The sequence below is a fragment of the Ensifer adhaerens genome (genome assembly GCF_020035535.1).
In the GTDB taxonomy this organism is placed as follows: domain Bacteria; phylum Pseudomonadota; class Alphaproteobacteria; order Rhizobiales; family Rhizobiaceae; genus Ensifer.
This window is the reverse complement of the sequence record NZ_CP083350.1, coordinates 60781-76547: the sequence shown is the minus strand read 5'-3', so window position 1 is coordinate 76547 and position 15767 is coordinate 60781. Positions and strand designations below refer to the sequence as shown.

General features: G+C 61.5%; 14 protein-coding genes. 13 read left to right on the top strand and 1 reads right to left on the bottom strand.

The genetic code is table 11. From position 1 onward, the window contains the following. Positions 1-21: 21 nt before the first annotated feature. On the bottom strand, positions 22-282 hold the full coding sequence (locus LAC81_RS20815) for a hypothetical protein (RefSeq protein WP_223729131.1): 261 nt from the start codon (positions 280-282) through the stop codon (positions 22-24). Here LAC81_RS20815 and LAC81_RS20810 point away from each other — a divergent pair. From LAC81_RS20810 to LAC81_RS20750, 13 genes are all read left to right on the top strand, one after another. Beyond that, the gene (locus LAC81_RS20810) at positions 268-1602 is read left to right on the top strand and encodes an ABC transporter substrate-binding protein (protein WP_223729130.1); all 1335 of its coding nucleotides are present in this window, start codon (positions 268-270) and stop codon (positions 1600-1602) included. The two genes, LAC81_RS20815 and LAC81_RS20810, sit on opposite strands and share 15 nt — an antisense overlap. A 208-nt stretch (positions 1603-1810) precedes the next feature. Next, on the top strand, positions 1811-2758 hold the full coding sequence (locus LAC81_RS20805) for a carbohydrate ABC transporter permease (protein WP_113538209.1): 948 nt from the start codon (positions 1811-1813) through the stop codon (positions 2756-2758). Beyond that, positions 2755-3696 carry a carbohydrate ABC transporter permease gene (locus LAC81_RS20800; protein WP_223729129.1) on the top strand — a complete coding sequence of 314 codons (942 nt, stop codon included), beginning with the start codon at positions 2755-2757 and terminating at the stop codon, positions 3694-3696. The genes LAC81_RS20805 and LAC81_RS20800 overlap by 4 nt, the downstream gene beginning before the upstream one ends. Next, positions 3693-3881 (top strand): hypothetical protein, encoded by a 189-nt coding sequence (locus LAC81_RS20795; RefSeq protein ID WP_223729128.1) that lies wholly within the window; start codon positions 3693-3695, stop codon positions 3879-3881. The genes LAC81_RS20800 and LAC81_RS20795 overlap by 4 nt, the downstream gene beginning before the upstream one ends. Positions 3882-3885: 4 nt before the next feature. Next, a complete protein-coding gene (locus LAC81_RS20790) occupies positions 3886-4983 on the top strand; it encodes an ABC transporter ATP-binding protein (RefSeq protein WP_223729127.1) in 1098 nt (365 codons plus the stop codon). Continuing rightward, positions 4976-5971, top strand: a complete 996-nt coding sequence (locus tag LAC81_RS20785) for an ABC transporter ATP-binding protein (protein ID WP_223729126.1) — start codon at positions 4976-4978, stop codon at positions 5969-5971. Before LAC81_RS20790 ends, LAC81_RS20785 begins: the two co-directional genes overlap by 8 nt. 10 nt (positions 5972-5981) lie before the next feature. Next, the gene (locus LAC81_RS20780) at positions 5982-7601 is read left to right on the top strand and encodes a dihydroxyacetone kinase subunit DhaK (RefSeq protein ID WP_223729125.1); all 1620 of its coding nucleotides are present in this window, start codon (positions 5982-5984) and stop codon (positions 7599-7601) included. A gap of 433 nt (positions 7602-8034) precedes the next feature. Continuing rightward, positions 8035-9084, top strand: coding sequence for a LacI family DNA-binding transcriptional regulator (locus LAC81_RS20775; RefSeq protein ID WP_223729124.1), 1050 nt, complete (start codon positions 8035-8037; stop codon positions 9082-9084). 3 nt (positions 9085-9087) lie between these two features. After that, positions 9088-10053, top strand: coding sequence for an ABC transporter permease (locus LAC81_RS20770; RefSeq protein ID WP_223729123.1), 966 nt, complete (start codon positions 9088-9090; stop codon positions 10051-10053). Then, entirely contained in the window at positions 10053-10955 is a 903-nt protein-coding gene (locus LAC81_RS20765) for a carbohydrate ABC transporter permease (RefSeq protein ID WP_223729122.1), read from the top strand. Before LAC81_RS20770 ends, LAC81_RS20765 begins: the two co-directional genes overlap by 1 nt. Before the next feature lie 49 nt (positions 10956-11004). Continuing rightward, positions 11005-12426 carry an extracellular solute-binding protein gene (locus LAC81_RS20760; protein WP_223729121.1) on the top strand — a complete coding sequence of 474 codons (1422 nt, stop codon included), beginning with the start codon at positions 11005-11007 and terminating at the stop codon, positions 12424-12426. Further along, the gene (locus LAC81_RS20755) at positions 12416-13621 is read left to right on the top strand and encodes an ADP-ribosylglycohydrolase family protein (RefSeq protein ID WP_113538218.1); all 1206 of its coding nucleotides are present in this window, start codon (positions 12416-12418) and stop codon (positions 13619-13621) included. Before LAC81_RS20760 ends, LAC81_RS20755 begins: the two co-directional genes overlap by 11 nt. Positions 13622-13637: 16 nt before the next feature. Continuing rightward, on the top strand, positions 13638-15737 hold the full coding sequence (locus LAC81_RS20750) for an ADP-ribosylglycohydrolase family protein (RefSeq protein ID WP_223729120.1): 2100 nt from the start codon (positions 13638-13640) through the stop codon (positions 15735-15737). Positions 15738-15767: the final 30 nt, after the last annotated feature.

Below are 15767 nucleotides of genomic sequence, written 5' to 3'. Positions count from 1 at the left end.
CTTCTCTTTGCTCACGATCCTTCAGGGCGATTCCTCCAACAAAAGCAATCGAAAATCAAGAATTGATGTGCGCACCTCAAAATTTGCTTGCATTGAGGTGCGCACCTCAATATGAATCTTATTGTGGCTGCCAGAGGAGTGCGTGAGGCCACGAAGCGGTGCGCGGAAGCCGAACCCATGCGGGAACGTCGCTTTACGGCCGCTATTCGCCGCAGGCGTTTTCAGCTTCCGATGGAGGTCGGAAGGAACGGGGAGGAGGCCCCAGCTATGAAACTTCGTCATTTCAAATCATTGGCTGCATTTGGCGCGTTGCTCTCGGCAAGTGCCGCAAATACTGGCCACGCAAGCGCAGCCGAGCTGACCCTCTGCTGGGCGGCCTGGGATCCGGCAAACGCTCTTGTCGAACTCAGCAAGGACTTCGAGGCCAAGAGCGGCATCAAGATGAAATATGAGTTCGTGCCGTGGCCGAACTTCGCCGACCGCATGCTCAATGAACTGAACTCCGGCGGCAAACTGTGCGACCTGATGATCGGCGACAGTCAGTGGATCGGCGGCGCCGCGGAAAACGGCCAATACGTCAAGCTCAACGATTTCTTCGACAAGGAAGGAATCAAGATGAGCGACTTCATCCCGGCAACCGTGGTCGGTTATGCCGAATGGCCGAAGAACTCGCCGAACTACTGGGCGCTGCCGGCGTTTGGCGACGTCGTCGGCTGGAGTTACCGCAAGGACTGGTTCGCGCGCCCCGAGCTGCAGGCCGAGTTCAAGGGCAAATATGGCCGCGACCTTGCTGTGCCGAAGACCTTTGCTGAGCTCAAGGACATCGCCGAATTCTTCCAGAAGCGGGAGATCGACGGCAAGACGGTCTACGGCGCCGCGATCTATACCGAGCGCGGGTCCGAAGGCATCACCATGGGCGCGATGGATGTGCTCTACAGTTTCGGCTTCGAGTATCAGAACCCGAATAAGCCCTATGAACTCGAGGGATATGTGAATTCCGCCAAGGCGGTGCAGGGGTTGGAGTTCTATAAGACGCTCTACGACTGCTGCACACCGCCCGGGCATTCCGACGCTTACATGTCCGAGGACATTGACGCCTATAAATCCGGCCAGGTCGCGCTGCACATGAACTTCGCCTTTACCTGGCCTGGCATCAATGCCGACGCCAATGTCGGTGGCGACAAGTCGGGCTATTTCCCGAACCCGGCCGGTCCGGACGGCGTCGCCTTCGCGCAGCTCGGCGGTCAGGGCATCTCCGTGGTCGCGGCCTCCGAAAAGCAGGACGATGCGCTCGCCTACATCAAGTGGTTCGCCCAGCCGGAAATCCAGCAGAAATGGTGGCAGATGGGCGGCTATTCGGCACTGCGCAAGGTGGTCGAAGATCCGGGCTTTGCAACGAGCCAGCCCTATGCCCAAACCTTCCTCGACTCCATGGCGATCGTGAAGGATTTCTGGGCCGAGCCCTCCTATGCCTCGCTGCTCCAGGCGACACAGAAGCGCTTCCACGACTATGTGGTTGCCGGCCAGGGCTCTGCGCAGGATGCGCTCGACGGTCTTGCCAAGGATTGGACGCAGATCTTCGACGACGAAGGCAAGTACTAAGGCCATCAAGGCCGTGGCTGCGCACCTCCCAGCGCACCATGGCGCGACACGGAGCCGGGGATCTTCCCCGGTTCTGTCGCCGCCAACTCGCATGTTTCCTTCGACCGTTGCCAGTTGAAGGACAAAACATGCAGCAATTCAAAGTGTTGCAGCGACCTTCGCTCGTTCAGCGAGAAGCGCGGCGCTGCAGTCAACTGAGGGAATACCAATGCTGAAATCCACAGTGGACCGGGTCGCCGGAGCGACGCCGCATGCCATTGCCAAACGGGTGCGAGGTCTGTCGGATCGCTCGTTGGCCTGGTTGTTTGTGGCTCCTTCGATCGTCCTGCTTCTTGCGGTCAACATCTTCCCGCTGATCTGGACGATCCGGCTGAGCTTTACCAACTTTCGCGTCAATCGGCCCAATGCCGAGGTCGAGTTCGTCGGGCTCAAGAACTACCTGAGCATCCTGTCCGACAAGGACATTTGGCTGACGATGCAGGCAACGGCCCATTTCCTGATCTGGACGATCGTCCTTCAGGTTCTGATCGGTTTTTCCCTTGCCTATTTGATCAACAAGAAGTTCCGCGGCAACGATCTTTGGACGACGATCATCGTCCTGCCGATGATGCTGAGCCCGGCGGTGGTCGGCAATTTCTGGACGTTCCTCTACCAGCCGCAGATCGGTCTCTTCAATTACGCAGTCGGTTTCCTGACGGGGGCCGATCCGTCGAGTTTCTCGATGATCGGCGACGTGTCGCTTGCTCCCTGGGCAATCGTCATCGTCGACACCTGGATGTGGACGCCCTTCGTGATGCTGATCTGCCTTGCGGGCCTTCGTTCGATCCCGAGTAGCATCTATGAGGCGGCCGAATGCGATCGCGCCAGTAAATGGCGGCAATTCTGGACGATCACCATTCCGCTGGTGTTGCCGTTCCTGATGCTCGCCGTGCTCTTTCGCGGCATCGAGAATTTCAAGATGTTCGACCTGGTGGTGCAGTTGACCGGTGGGGGGCCGGGATCGATCACCGAGCTCACCTCGATCAACCTGAAACGTGAGGCCTTCGAGAAGTGGCGCACCGGCTACGCCTCTGCCTATGCCGTCATCCTCTTCGTCACTGTCTTCGGTCTGGCGTCGATCTACGTCAAAGCCCTGAACAAGGTCAAACAACGATGAGCAGCTATTCCGTAACCGAGCCGTCGCGACGGCAAAAATGGTGCGCCGGGATCCTGGTCGTTGGCTACGCCCTGATCACGATCCTGCCCCTGGTCTGGATCATCGCGACGAGCTTCAAGTCACCGTCCGACGCGATCGCCTATCCGCCCAAGACCTTCTTTACGCCGACGGTTGAAGGCTATGTCAACGTCTTCACGACCCGCACGCGGCTCACTGAGGATCAATTGAAGGCGGTCGGCGAGCCGCAGACCTGGTATGACAAGCTGGTTCGCAAGGATGGCTTGGTCATCTCCGGTCCGTCTCGGTTTGCCGAGCGGTTCACCAATTCCGTGATCATCGGCTTCGGCTCGACGGTGCTCTGCATCGTGCTCGGCACGGCCGCCGCCTACGCCTTTTCGCGTTTCAAGGTTCCACTGAAGGACGATCTGCTGTTCTTCATCCTTTCCACGCGCATGATGCCGCCGATCGCCGTTGCCATCCCGATCTTCCTGATGTTCCGGTCATTGGGGCTGAACGATACCCATGCGGGCATGATCCTGCTCTATACCGCCGTCAATCTTTCGTTGTCGGTCTGGCTGCTCAAGGGCTTCATCGACGAGATCCCGGTCGAATACGAGGAGGCGGCTCTCATCGATGGCTACACCCGCTTCCAGGCGTTCTACAAGGTGGTGTTGCCGCAAGCGGCGACCGGCATCGCCTCCACAGCGATCTTCTGCCTGATCTTTGCCTGGAACGAGTACGCCTTCGCGGTGCTTCTGACCTCGGGCAACGCCCAGACGGCGCCGCCTTTCATCCCGACCATCATCGGTGTCAGCGGCCAGGATTGGCCGGCCGTTGCGGCCGGAGCGACCCTGTTCCTTGTCCCGGTTATGGTCTTCACCATTCTTCTGCGCAAACACCTGCTGCGCGGCATCACCTTCGGAGCCGTACGCAAATGACAAGATTTTTCAACGGATTGCTGCATTTGCGCCGCGGCGCCTGGGAAATGCTGGCGTCGGCGCTGATTGCCACTGGCGTCTTCATGCTCATGCAGCCCTTCGCGCTCGTCCTCTACTCATGGTCCTTCGTCATAACCTTGCTGGGCACGGTGATGTTCATCATCGTCAGCCATTTTCCGGAGTAAGCCGATGGCGCAGATCAGAATTCAGAACGTGCGCAAGGAGTTCGGCGCCTTTACCGCGGTGCGCTCTTCGAGCTTTACCATCGAGGATGGCGAGTTCTTCATGCTGCTCGGCCCATCCGGCTGCGGCAAGACGACGACCTTGCGCATGATGGCGGGACTGGAACTGCCGACCAGCGGCGAGATCTTTATCGACGGTGAAGAGGTCGGGATGAAACCCGCCAGCAAGCGCGACATCGCCTTCGTCTTCCAGATGTTCGCGCTCTATCCGCATATGAATGTCCGCAAGAACATCTCCTATCCGCTGGTGAGCCAAGGCTTGCGCGGCGAGGAGGTCAGGTCGCGCGTCGCCGAAGTTGCCCGCATTCTCAAGATCGAGAACATTCTCGACAAGCCCGTCGGTGGGCTCTCGGGTGGCGACCGGCAGCGCGTCGCGCTCGGGCGCGCGATCGTGCGGCGTCCGAAGGCCTTCTTCATGGACGAACCGCTGGGCGCGCTCGACGCCGAGTTCCGCGAGCACATGGCCGAAGAGTTGCGAGCTCTGCATGATCGCATGGGTGCGACCACCGTCTATGTGACCCATGACCAGCTCGAAGCGATGCAGATGGGCGACAAGATCGTCGTCATGAACCACGGCGTCGTCGAACAGTTCGGCAAGCCGCAGCAGATCTACGACTGGCCCGCGACGAAATTTGTGGCTCAGTTCATCGGCTCGCCCCCGATGAACTTCCTCGAGTTCGAGGGGATGATTGGCGTGGGCGGTGGCGCCATCGCTCTCGGCGGCATCGAGGTCAAGGTGCCAACGTCACGGGAAGGCCGCGCCGGAAGGTTGACGCTCGGCGTCCGCCCGGAGCACGTGAAGTTCATCAGCGATGGCACCTACCGGGGACGGGTGAGTGCGGTCGAATACCTCGGGACCACGCAGATCGTAACGCTCGCAACGAGCCACGGCGAACTGAAGGCGCGCATCCCATCGGGTCACGGGGTTAAGGAGGGCGAGCAGGTGGGCCTCGAGTTCGACGCGAGGACGCTTTCGATTTTCGACGCGGAGACCGGCAAGGTGCTGCTATCCGACGGCAATGAAGGAGTGCTCAGACATGGCTGAAGTCGTCCTGGAAAACGTGACGAAGTCGTTTGCCGGCACAGTCGCTCTCGACAATGTCTCATTGACGGTACCCGACGGCTCCTTTGTCGTGCTGCTCGGGCCGACCGGTGCCGGAAAGACAACGACGCTGAGAATGGTTTCCGGCCTCGACACACCCGATCGCGGCGAAGTCTACATCGATGGACAGCCGATGCGCGGGCTGGCGCCCGCCGAACGCAACGTTGCCATGGTTTTCCAGCAGTATTCGCTCTATCCACATCTCACCGTCCGTCAGAATCTGGAGTTTCCGCTGAAATCTCCCTTGCTGAAGACGCCGAGGGACGAGATCGACCGGAAGGTGAGGGAAGTTGCCGAGGTTCTGCAGATCGCGCACAAGCTCGACAACAAGGCGACTGCGCTGTCAGGCGGGGAGATGCAGCGCGTTTCCATCGGCCGTGCCCTCGTTCGTGAGCCGCAGATTTTCCTCATGGACGAGCCGCTGAGTTCGCTCGACGCCAAGCTCAGGGCCGACCTTCGCATCGAGCTCAAGCGCATTCAGGCAAGGTCCGGGGCAACGCTGCTCTATGTCACCCACGATCAGATCGAGGCGATGACGATGGCGACCCATGTCGGCGTGCTGAATGAGGGCAGGCTCGTGCAATTCGGCTCGCCGCGCGAAGTCTATGAGCGCCCGGTCAGCGTCTATGCCGCCACGCGCCTCGGACAACCTCGGATCAACGTGCTTCCGGCCGATATTTTCGCCGGCGCCCCCTCGGGCGCAGCAAGCATAGGTCTCCGGCCGGAGCACATCCGTCAGGGCGAAGGGGAGGAGGCGCTGGTCAAGCGCGTCGAGCATCTCGGCGACCAGACACGTCTGCACCTGACCTTCAGGAAACACGACCTCATCACAGTCACGGACGCCCACACGCGGCTTAAGGGCGGTGAAACGATCAAGATTCAACCTTCGAAGCCGCTCTACTTCGACGCGGCAGGCATGCGTTTGGCTTAAGGAGCTCGAAATGGCGCAATTCATCAACAAGCGGGAAGATGTCGTGACGGAAGCGATCGATGGCGTTCTGGCTCTGTCCGGCGGCGCGCTCACCCGCCTTGACGGCTATCCGCATATCCGGGTCGTGCTGCGCACCGACTGGGATAAGTCCAAGGTCGCGATCGTCTCGGGCGGCGGATCCGGCCATGAGCCTGCCCATGTCGGTTTTGTCGGGCGCGGCATGCTGACGGCCGCCGTCTGCGGCGATGTCTTCGCCTCGCCGAGCGTCGACGCCGTGCTGGCCGGTATCCTTGCCGTGACCGGTCCCGCCGGCTGCCTGCTCGTCGTCAAGAACTATACCGGCGACCGGCTGAACTTCGGCCTTGCTGCCGAGCGCGCCCGCGCGTTCGGGCTGAAGGTCAGTATGGTGATCGTCGGTGACGACATAGCGCTTCCCGACCTGCCGCAGGCCCGCGGCGTTGCCGGTACCCTGTTCGTGCACAAGATCGCCGGTGCGCTCGCCGAACGCGGCGCCGACCTCGAAACGGTGACGGCTGCCGCCAAGAAGGTGATTGCCGGCACGCACAGCATCGGCATGTCGCTGGACACCTGCCGCGTTCCGGGCTCGCCAAAGGAAGAGCGGATTCCGGAAGGCAAGGCGGAGCTTGGCCTCGGCATTCACGGTGAGGCCGGTGTGGAACAGATCGATTTTGCTGGCGCCCGAGCGTCGGTGGCGACCATGGCGGAGCGATTGGCGGCCGTCATGGGCGAAGGCCAGCATGTCGCCCTGATCAACAATCTCGGCGGCACCTCGGTTCTCGAGATGTCGGTGCTTGCCCACGACCTCATCCACCTGCCGCTCGGAAAAAAGATCACGCACACGATTGGCCCGGCGCCGCTGATGACGTCGCTCGACATGCAGGGCTTCTCGGTCTCGGTCTTTGCTGCCGACCAGGCGGAACTGGAACTTCTGAAGGCGTCGGTGGCGATCGCCGCCTGGCCGGGCGTGTCAGAGGTTCGGCCGGTCGCCGTTGCCGCCTTGCCGGATGGGCTGACGCCAATCACGCCGATGGCATCCGAACACCGTGCGACGCGCGCGTTCCTGATCGATTGCTGCAAGGTCTTGATTGCCGCCGAACAGGATCTCAATGCCCTCGATGCGAAGTCCGGCGATGGCGATACCGGCTCGACGCTCGCCGGTGCCGCCCGGGCGCTGATCAATGCCATCGATCGACTGCCGCTTTCGGATCACACTCAGCTCCTGCGGGCGATCGGCCAGGAGCTCAGCCAGACCATGGGTGGTTCCTCCGGCGTGCTGCTTGCCATTTTCTTCGCAGCCGCCGGCGACGGAGCATCCAGCGGGCTACCGATGCGCGAGGCGCTTCGCACCGGGCTTGCGCGCATGCAGGAGATCGGTGGCGCCAAGATCGGCGACCGCACGATGATCGATGCGCTGTCTCCGGCGCTCGATGCACTCGAAGACAGCGTGGTCGCGGCAGCGGCGGCCGCGCGATCGGGGGCGAACTTCACCTCGACCCTGACGCGCGCCAAGGCCGGCCGTGCGGCCTACATCAATGCAAAGCAGCTTGAAGGCCATGTCGATCCGGGCGCCGAGGCCGTCGCCCGGCTGTTCGAACATCTGGCCGCCTAGGCTGGTATCACCTTGCGAAGGCGCCGCCGAACCTGGTGTTCGGCGGCGAAAACGCTGACGCAGGTCGTCCGTTCGTGACGGCACAGTCCCGGAAGCCTGTCCGGGGACATCTCCTCGGATGCGGAAGACGCGTTCACGCCAGGCCTCATCGCGCAACCGCACGGTTGACAGTAACAGGGGTATGTGCCGGCCATCCGAATGTCCATCAAAGGCAGCTCGGTTCTCTCAGCCGCAATTTCCGTTTCGACAGCGCGTGAACGGACGAGGGTAACTTCGCGCCACCATAGGCATCCCCGCAAGGCCGGGGGCAGGCTATTGCAAAGATCCGGATATTTTCGCCTGCCTCTTGCCAACACGAAATTTCTCATGGTAACGTTCCCACAGAATTCAATGAGGCCCGGGAGAGGCGTCGTTGAACTTCGGGAGGAAGTCCATGAACAACGCGACCGGTCGAAGGGCGACCATCATAGACGTTGCCAAACGCGCAGGCGTTTCGAAGAGCACCGTCGCGCGTGTTCTCGGCGGTTCCGCCAATATTTCCGAGGAGGCACGCGATCGCGTGCTGAAGGCCGTCGCCGCAACGGGCTACGAGCCCAATCAGCTTGCCGTCGGCATGCGCTCCGGCCGTAGCGGTCTGCTCGGCATCGTCATCCCTGATATCACCAACCCGTTTTGGGCCGAAGTTGCCCGTGGCGCGCAGGATCGTGCGGCAAAGGACGACATTTCGCTTCTGATCTTCTCGTCCGATTGGGACGCACACAAGGAGGCGACCCACCTGCGCGCCCTGCGTCGTGCCCGCGTGGATGGCGCGATCATCAATCCTGTTGCCGACAATTTCGATGACCTCGACCGTTTCGGCATGCCCTTCGTTTTCATCGGTTCGAGTGCCGAGCGTTTCCCCGATACCTTGAGCGTCGGTTCCGACATAGCGCAGGCGGTTCGACTCGGCATGGATATTCTCGCCGAGCGCGGTCATCCGGCGCCGGCCTTGATGCTCGGGCCGAGGTCGCGCCTGGCGCGCGCTCGCTTCCTGCGTTCGGTGCATGAGCACTGCATCGCGCGCGATGTGGATCCCGAAGTCCTGCTCGTCGAAGAGTCCGACTATACGGTCGAAGGCGGACGCAGCGCGATGGCCCGCTTGCTTGCAAAGCAGTGGAGAGGAAACCGCGCCGTGTTCGTTGCAAACGACCTCATGGCGCTTGGGGCGATGATCGCCGTTCGCGAAGCGGGGCTGCGGTGCCCTGAGGATATCTCGATCCTTGGCTTCGACGGCATTCCGGCCGGGGCCTTTTCGTGGCCGGGTCTGACGACCATCGAGAAGCCCGGCCGGCAGATCGGCATTCGCGCGGTGGAATGTCTGATCGATCAGATCGCCGGTGGACGCCAGCGCGAACGGATTTATCTGCCGTGCCGATTGGTGGAGCGTGGCTCTGTTGCCGATGTTTCCGGGGCGGCATCCGTGCGCATGGCGGCAGGGAGGTAAATAATGGCGGTAAGCAACGAACTTGTGGTGAACGCAACAATGTCGCGAAATGGGAACGTTCCCAAAATTCGGGGCCAAAGCCTGTCGAAAAGCGCGCGGCAATGGTGGCCCTATTACCTGATGATGGCCCCAGGCCTGATCTTCTTCGCGATCTTTCATTACTTTCCGATCTGGGAAGCCAAGATCGCCTTCGAGCAGCTGCGCATCATCCCGCCGAACATCTGGGTCGGTATCAAGCATTTCCAGACGCTCTTCTCATCGCCGATTTTCTGGCAGGTTCTGGCGAACACGCTGATCATCTCGACGATGAAAATCGTCTTCTTCTTTCCGATCCCGATCATCGTCGCGCTTTTGCTCAACGAGATCCGGGGAGGCGCCTTTCGCAAATTCATCCAGTCGGCGATCTACCTGCCGCACTTCCTGTCCTGGGTCGTCATCGCCGGCGTGTTCATTGCCGTGCTCTCGCCAAGCGACGGCGCGGTCAACGATATCATTGGTTTCTTCGGCCTGCAGCCGGTCTCCTTCATGACGGATACCGGCTCGATCCGCTGGGTACTGGTCTTTTCGGAAATCTGGCGCTCGGCCGGTTGGGACAGCCTCCTTTATCTCGCCGCCATTATCGCCATCGACCAGGAGCTTTATGACGCTGCCGAGATCGACGGCGCCAATCGCTGGCAGAAGATACGCTACGTCACCATTCCCGGCATCGTGCCAACGATCGCGACGCTCTTCATCCTGAACGCCGGCATGTTCCTGAATGCCGACCTCAATCAGGTGATCAACTTCTCCAACGACGTCGTGCGCAGCAAGATCGATATCATCGACACCTATGTCTACCGCATCGGCCTGCAGACGGGGGAATACTCGCTTGCAACGGCCGCAGGTCTCTTCAAGGCCTTGCTCGGCATGCTGATGATCGTCGCTGCACACCTTCTTTCCAAACGTCTTACTGGCAAGGGGGTATGGTGATGGCCGCCCACAACGTCCGCAGAACGCCGCTCGAGCGGCTCGAATATGCGATCATCGTCTCGACGCTCATGTTCCTCGTCGTGCTGACGGTCCAGCCGCTCCTCAACCTGCTCGCCATCTCGTTTTCGGATCCGGGCAAGGTAGCGGGGATGAGCGGCTTGACGGTCGTCCCGAATGGCTTCTCGACCGAGGTCTGGAACCTGCTGATCAGCAATTCCGCCGTTCAGCGTGGTCTCTTCAACTCGATCTTCATCACTCTGGTCAGCACCTTCCTTGGTGTGGTGCTGACGGCGCTGATGGCCTGGGCGCTTTCGCGTCCTGGTTTGCCCGGCCGGCGCATCATCTTCGTCTTCGTGCTGGTGACGATCGTCTTTGAGCCCGGTATCATCCCCGACTACTTCATCAACAAGCGCCTCGGTCTGCTCGACAGCTACTGGTCGCTGATCCTCTTCAAGGTCGTCAACGCCTGGTACCTGATCATCCTGGTGCGCTTCTTCGAGGAAGTGCCGAAGGAACTGATCGAGGCGTCCGAACTCGACGGTGCCAATCCCTTCCAGATTTTCTGGTACGTGGCGCTGCCGCTCGCCAAGTCGGCGCTTGCGACCATCGCGCTCTTCTATTTCGTCTTCCACTGGAACGAGTTCTTCCGGGCGATGATCTATCTCAACGACCAGTCTAAGTGGCCGCTGCAGGTCGTGCTCCGCCAGTTCGTGGTCGAAGGCGACAAGCTCGCCATGGTCGGGGTGGTCGATAGCAACAACTACACCGGCGCGAGCCAGATCAACATTCGCGCGCTGAAGGCAGGCATGATCCTGCTGACCATCGCGCCGATCCTCGCGATCTACCCGCTGATCCTGAAGTTCTTCACCAAGGGCACCATGAGCGGTGCGGTGAAGGGCTGACGATGCAGAACCGAAACATAAAGGCCAAAGCATATTGGGAGGAACAAACATGGTTGGAAAACTGATCCTGGGCGCAACGACCGCCGTCGCGCTGATGGCGAGCGTCGCGATGCCCGCCTTCGCTGACCCGGTGACGATCCGCGTCGTCTCGAAGGACCTCACGACGAGCAATCCGGACGATGTGAAGCTCATGAAAGCCTACGAGGAGGCGCTGAAGGCCAAGGGCACCGACATCCACATCCAGGTCATCGACCTGCCGTCCTCGGGCTACGCCGACAAGCTGAGCGCCATGCTTCTGTCCGGCGATATCCCGGATCTCATCTATTTCCAGGGCGGCGATGCCAAGATGGCCGAGCAGGGCGTGCTCGAGGACTGGAACAACTGGCTGCCGAAGACGACCTATCTGAAGGACGCGCTCTTTCCGCACAATGTCGAGCGTCTCAAGAACTATCCCTATCTGCTCTACGTCTATCCGCCACGCATGCCGCAGCCGGTCATCCGCACGGATTGGCTTGAAAAGTCGGGCGTAGCGGCGCCGAAGACCACCGACGACTACGTCACTCTCTTCAAGGCGATCAAGGACGGCGATCTCGACGGCAACGGCAAGGCCGACAGCTACGGCGTCACCACCGCCGACAATACCCAGGAACTCGATGCGATCTTCAACCAGGCCTTCGGCGTGACCGGCACCTGGCTGAAGAACGACGCCGGTGAATGGATCCATGCGCGTGTTTCGGCCGCGGAAAAGGCGAAGATCGCCTTCTATGCGTCGCTGCGCGAACAGGGTCTCTATGATCCGGAGTTCATCACCACCAAGTGGGACGTCAAGGAAGACAAGTTCTATTCCGGCCGTGCCGGCGTGATCTTCGGTTCTTCAGCGGAAGTCATCGACATCTATGGCGGCAAGATGCGCCAGGCCCATCCTGACGTGACGCTGAGCCTCCTTTCACCGCCGAAGGGTCCGGCCGGGCAAGGCCTGATGGCGCTCGACGTCTCCAAGGAAGCGCGTGGCCTCGCGATCGCGACGACCTCGGAACACAAGGAAGAGGTGGTCAAGCTGCTCGATTTCATCGCGAGCCCCGAGGGCCAGGCGATCGAACGGCTCGGCTTCGAGGGTGAGCAGTACACCAAGGACGGCGAGACCATCAAGCCGACCGACAAGCTCGCAACCTGGTATGCCCGCTTCCTCGTTGCCGCCAACTGGCAGCCGCCGGTGCAGTGGCTGAGCGATGCTGCGCAGCAATCGCTGAAGACGATCTCAGCCGACTTCAAGCCGGATAACGCCTTCGTCTGGCCTGCCGAATACGCCACCGACATCGACGCCACGGAAAACGTCTACCGGGCCTGGGTTTACAAGTTCGTCTCCGGCGAAGCCAAGATGGACCAGTGGGACCAGTTCGTTTCCGAATGGAATGCTGCCGGCGGCGAGAAAATGACCGAATATGCAAGGACAGTTCTCAATGACAAATGATGCTGCAGGGCTCTCCCTCAAGGGACGGGTTCGGGCGCTTCTCTTTGGCGTCGCCTACGGCGACGCCATCGGGGCGCCGGTCGAAAAACTCTCCGCCGCGGAAATCCGCGAACGCTATGGCCGGGTGGCTTCGCTCGATACCGAGTGGCACCGCATGAAGCAGAGCGAGGCGGCCCGCAACGGCCGTGTCCGCGGTGGCGGGATCGTCACCGACGACACGCTGATGACGCTCTGCGTCATGTCGATCTATGACGACGTGAAGCGTCATCTCGATGCCTGGGACATGGCTTCCGGCATGGTGCGCGAGATTGCCTGGACGCCACGCTGGGTGCCCGAACTGCAGCGCGAAACGATGTTGATCGAGCGTCTGTTCTATCCGGAGAAGTGGATCTTCCAGCGTCATCAGCTTTCGGGCTGCGATCCGCGCCAGGGCGGTGTCGGCAACATGGTGAACTGTGGTGCTGCGATGTACATCGCGCCGATCGGCGTTGCCAATGCCTGCGATCCGAAGGCAGCCTATGACGAGGCGATCGCTTTTGCCTCCGGCCATCAGCAAAGCTTCGGTCTGGAGGCTGCCGGCGTACTGGCAGCAGCAGTCGCTGCCGCATTCGTGCCGGGGACCACGCTCGATACCGTCATTGAAGAAACGCTGGCCGTCGCCAAGGACGGCACGCGCGATGCGATCGTCGCTATCGTCGAGGCTGCGCGCTCATTGAAGGGCGCGGATCATGCGACTGTCGTCGCCGAATTCCACCGCATCATCGCGCGCTATTCGCCCATGGGCGACAACGTGCAGCACACGCCGCAGAAGGCAGGCATTGCCACCGATGCCTACCAGCCGTCGCGCCTCCACGCGATCGAGGAGTTGCCGCTGGCGCTCGGCTTTGCCGTGGTCAATGACGGCGATTTCTACAAGACGATCGTCGACGGCATCAATTCCGGCCGCGACACGGACTCCATCGGCGTCATGGCGGGTGCGATCCTTGGCGCCATGTACGGCGAAAGCATTATCGACCGGGCGATGGCCTCCCAGCTCGACCGCGTCAACAGGCTCGATCTCTTCCGATCGGCCGATGCCTTTACTGCAACAGTGACGGCAATCCAGGCGGCGGACCGCACACGCGAAACAGCGCGGGCGCAGGCGCGCGCGGGGCTCTTTCCCGCTCCCGAACTCACCAAGGTTTCCAGTCTCTAGAATTCGAAAGTATCCGATGCTCAGCACCACAGAAATCTTCGAGCGTATCTATTCCGGTTTCATCGGCAAGGCGATCGGCGTGCGCTTGGGCGCACCCGTCGAGCCGACGATCTGGAGCTATGAACGCATCCGGGACACCTATGGCGAGGTGACGGAATATCTGCGCGATTTCAAGAATTTCGCAGCGGATGATGACACCAACGGCCCGGTCTATTTCATCCGGGCGCTGCGCGATTACGGCCTCGGGGCCACGGCCGAAGAGGTCGGCAAGACCTGGCTGAACTATGCGGCCGAGGAACACGGCATGTACTGGTGGGGCGGCTTCGGCAACTCGACCGAACACACCGCCTACCAGAACCTGCGTGCAGGCATCCCGGCGCCACAATCCGGCTCGATCGCCCAGAACGGCACGACGGTTGCCGAACAGATCGGCGGCCAGATCTTCATCGACAGCTGGGGCTGGGTGCATCCGGCCAACCCGAAGAAAGCGGCGGAAGCCTCTGCGCGTGCCGCAAGTGTCGCCCATGACGGCGAGGGCCTGCATGGCGCCCGCTTCTGTGCCGCGGCGATCGCCCAGGCCTTCGTTGCCAAGAGCATCGAGGACGTGATCGAGACGGGTCTCGCGACAATCCCGGCCGACTCGCTCTATGCCAAGGTCTCGCGCGCGGTGCTGCGTTTCTACGACAGCAACCCCAATGACTGGCGCGCTTGCCGCGACATGCTGACCGCTGAATGGGGCTATGACCGCTATCCGGGTGTCTGCCACATCATTCCGAATGCCGGCGTGCTCGTCATGAGCCTGATCTACGGTCAGGGCGACCTGCCGCGCACCGTCGAGATTGCCACTATGGCCGGCTGGGATACGGACTGCAACGCCGGCAATGCCGGTGCGATCGTCGGCACCCTGCAGCAGGTGCGCCCAAGCTGGGACAAGTACCGCAAGCCGATCAACGACTTCGTCGTCGCTTCCGGTGTTACCGGTTCGATCAACGTCGTCGATATTCCGTCCTTCGCTCGCGAACTGACCGTGCTGGCGCTCCGCCTGCAAGAGCGCGAAGCGCCGGCACTCTGGGTCGAGGATTTCGAGCGCCGTGGCGTTCGCTTTGATTTCGATGCACCAGGCGCCACCCATGGCTTCCGCACCGAACCCTTCAACCAGATTGCCGTCAAGGCTTCGGCGGAACGCCATACGGAGAATGCCAAGGGATCGCTGGAAATCCTGCTCGACCGGCTTGAGCGCGGGCATGGCGGACGCATTTTCTGGAAGCCCTTCTATCGCCGCTCCGACTTCGACGACGAGCGCTACCGCCCGATGTTCACCCCGCTTGCCGATGACGGCCAGACGGTGAAGTTCAAACTCTGGCTCGACCCGTGGAATGGCGACGGCAATCTGCGCGTCGCGCCCTATGTTCGTCGCGCCATGAGCGGCACCATCCAGGAAACCGGCGCCTGGCATGTTCCTTCGGCGAGCGGCTGGCAGGACTATGAGTTCACCATCCCCGATGGCAGGGGCGAGGCGGTCGACGAGATCGGCATCCTGGTCGAATACTTCGGGCGCCTGAAGTTCCTCGGCCGGCTGTTCCTTGCGGACTTCTCCGTGTCCGGCAAGGGCCGCGCTGTCATCGATCCGGCGAAGGAAGCGCATGAATGGGGCGGCATCACCCGTTTCACCTGGAACCGAGGCCATTGGAGCCTGCAGCAGGGCCGCATACATGCCCATACGGCAACCGACGCGGACGCCTGGACCGGCAATGCCTATCTGCGCGACGTCAGCGTCAAGGCCGAGCTTCAGCCGCACTCGGGTGCCTCGCACCTGGTGGTGGCGCGGGCTCAAGGCACGAGCCGCTTCTATGCGGCCGGCTTTGAGAACGGCGAAGCCGTGATCCTTCTGGAAAACCACGGCACGAAGGTCCTTGCACGCAGCCCGTTCCGTATCGAATACGGTCGGAGCTATGCGGTCGATCTCACGGTCGAGGACGGCAAGCTGACGCTCTCCATTGACGGCGAGCGGGTGCTTCAGGCGGATGATGCGACGCTGCGTTACGGCATGGCCGGCCTGCGCATGGCGTCTGCCGGGCGCATGTCGATCGGTCGGCTCGAGGTCGCCGAGCGCTAACGGCGCGAGGCGGAAAGAAAGGGAGGAAAC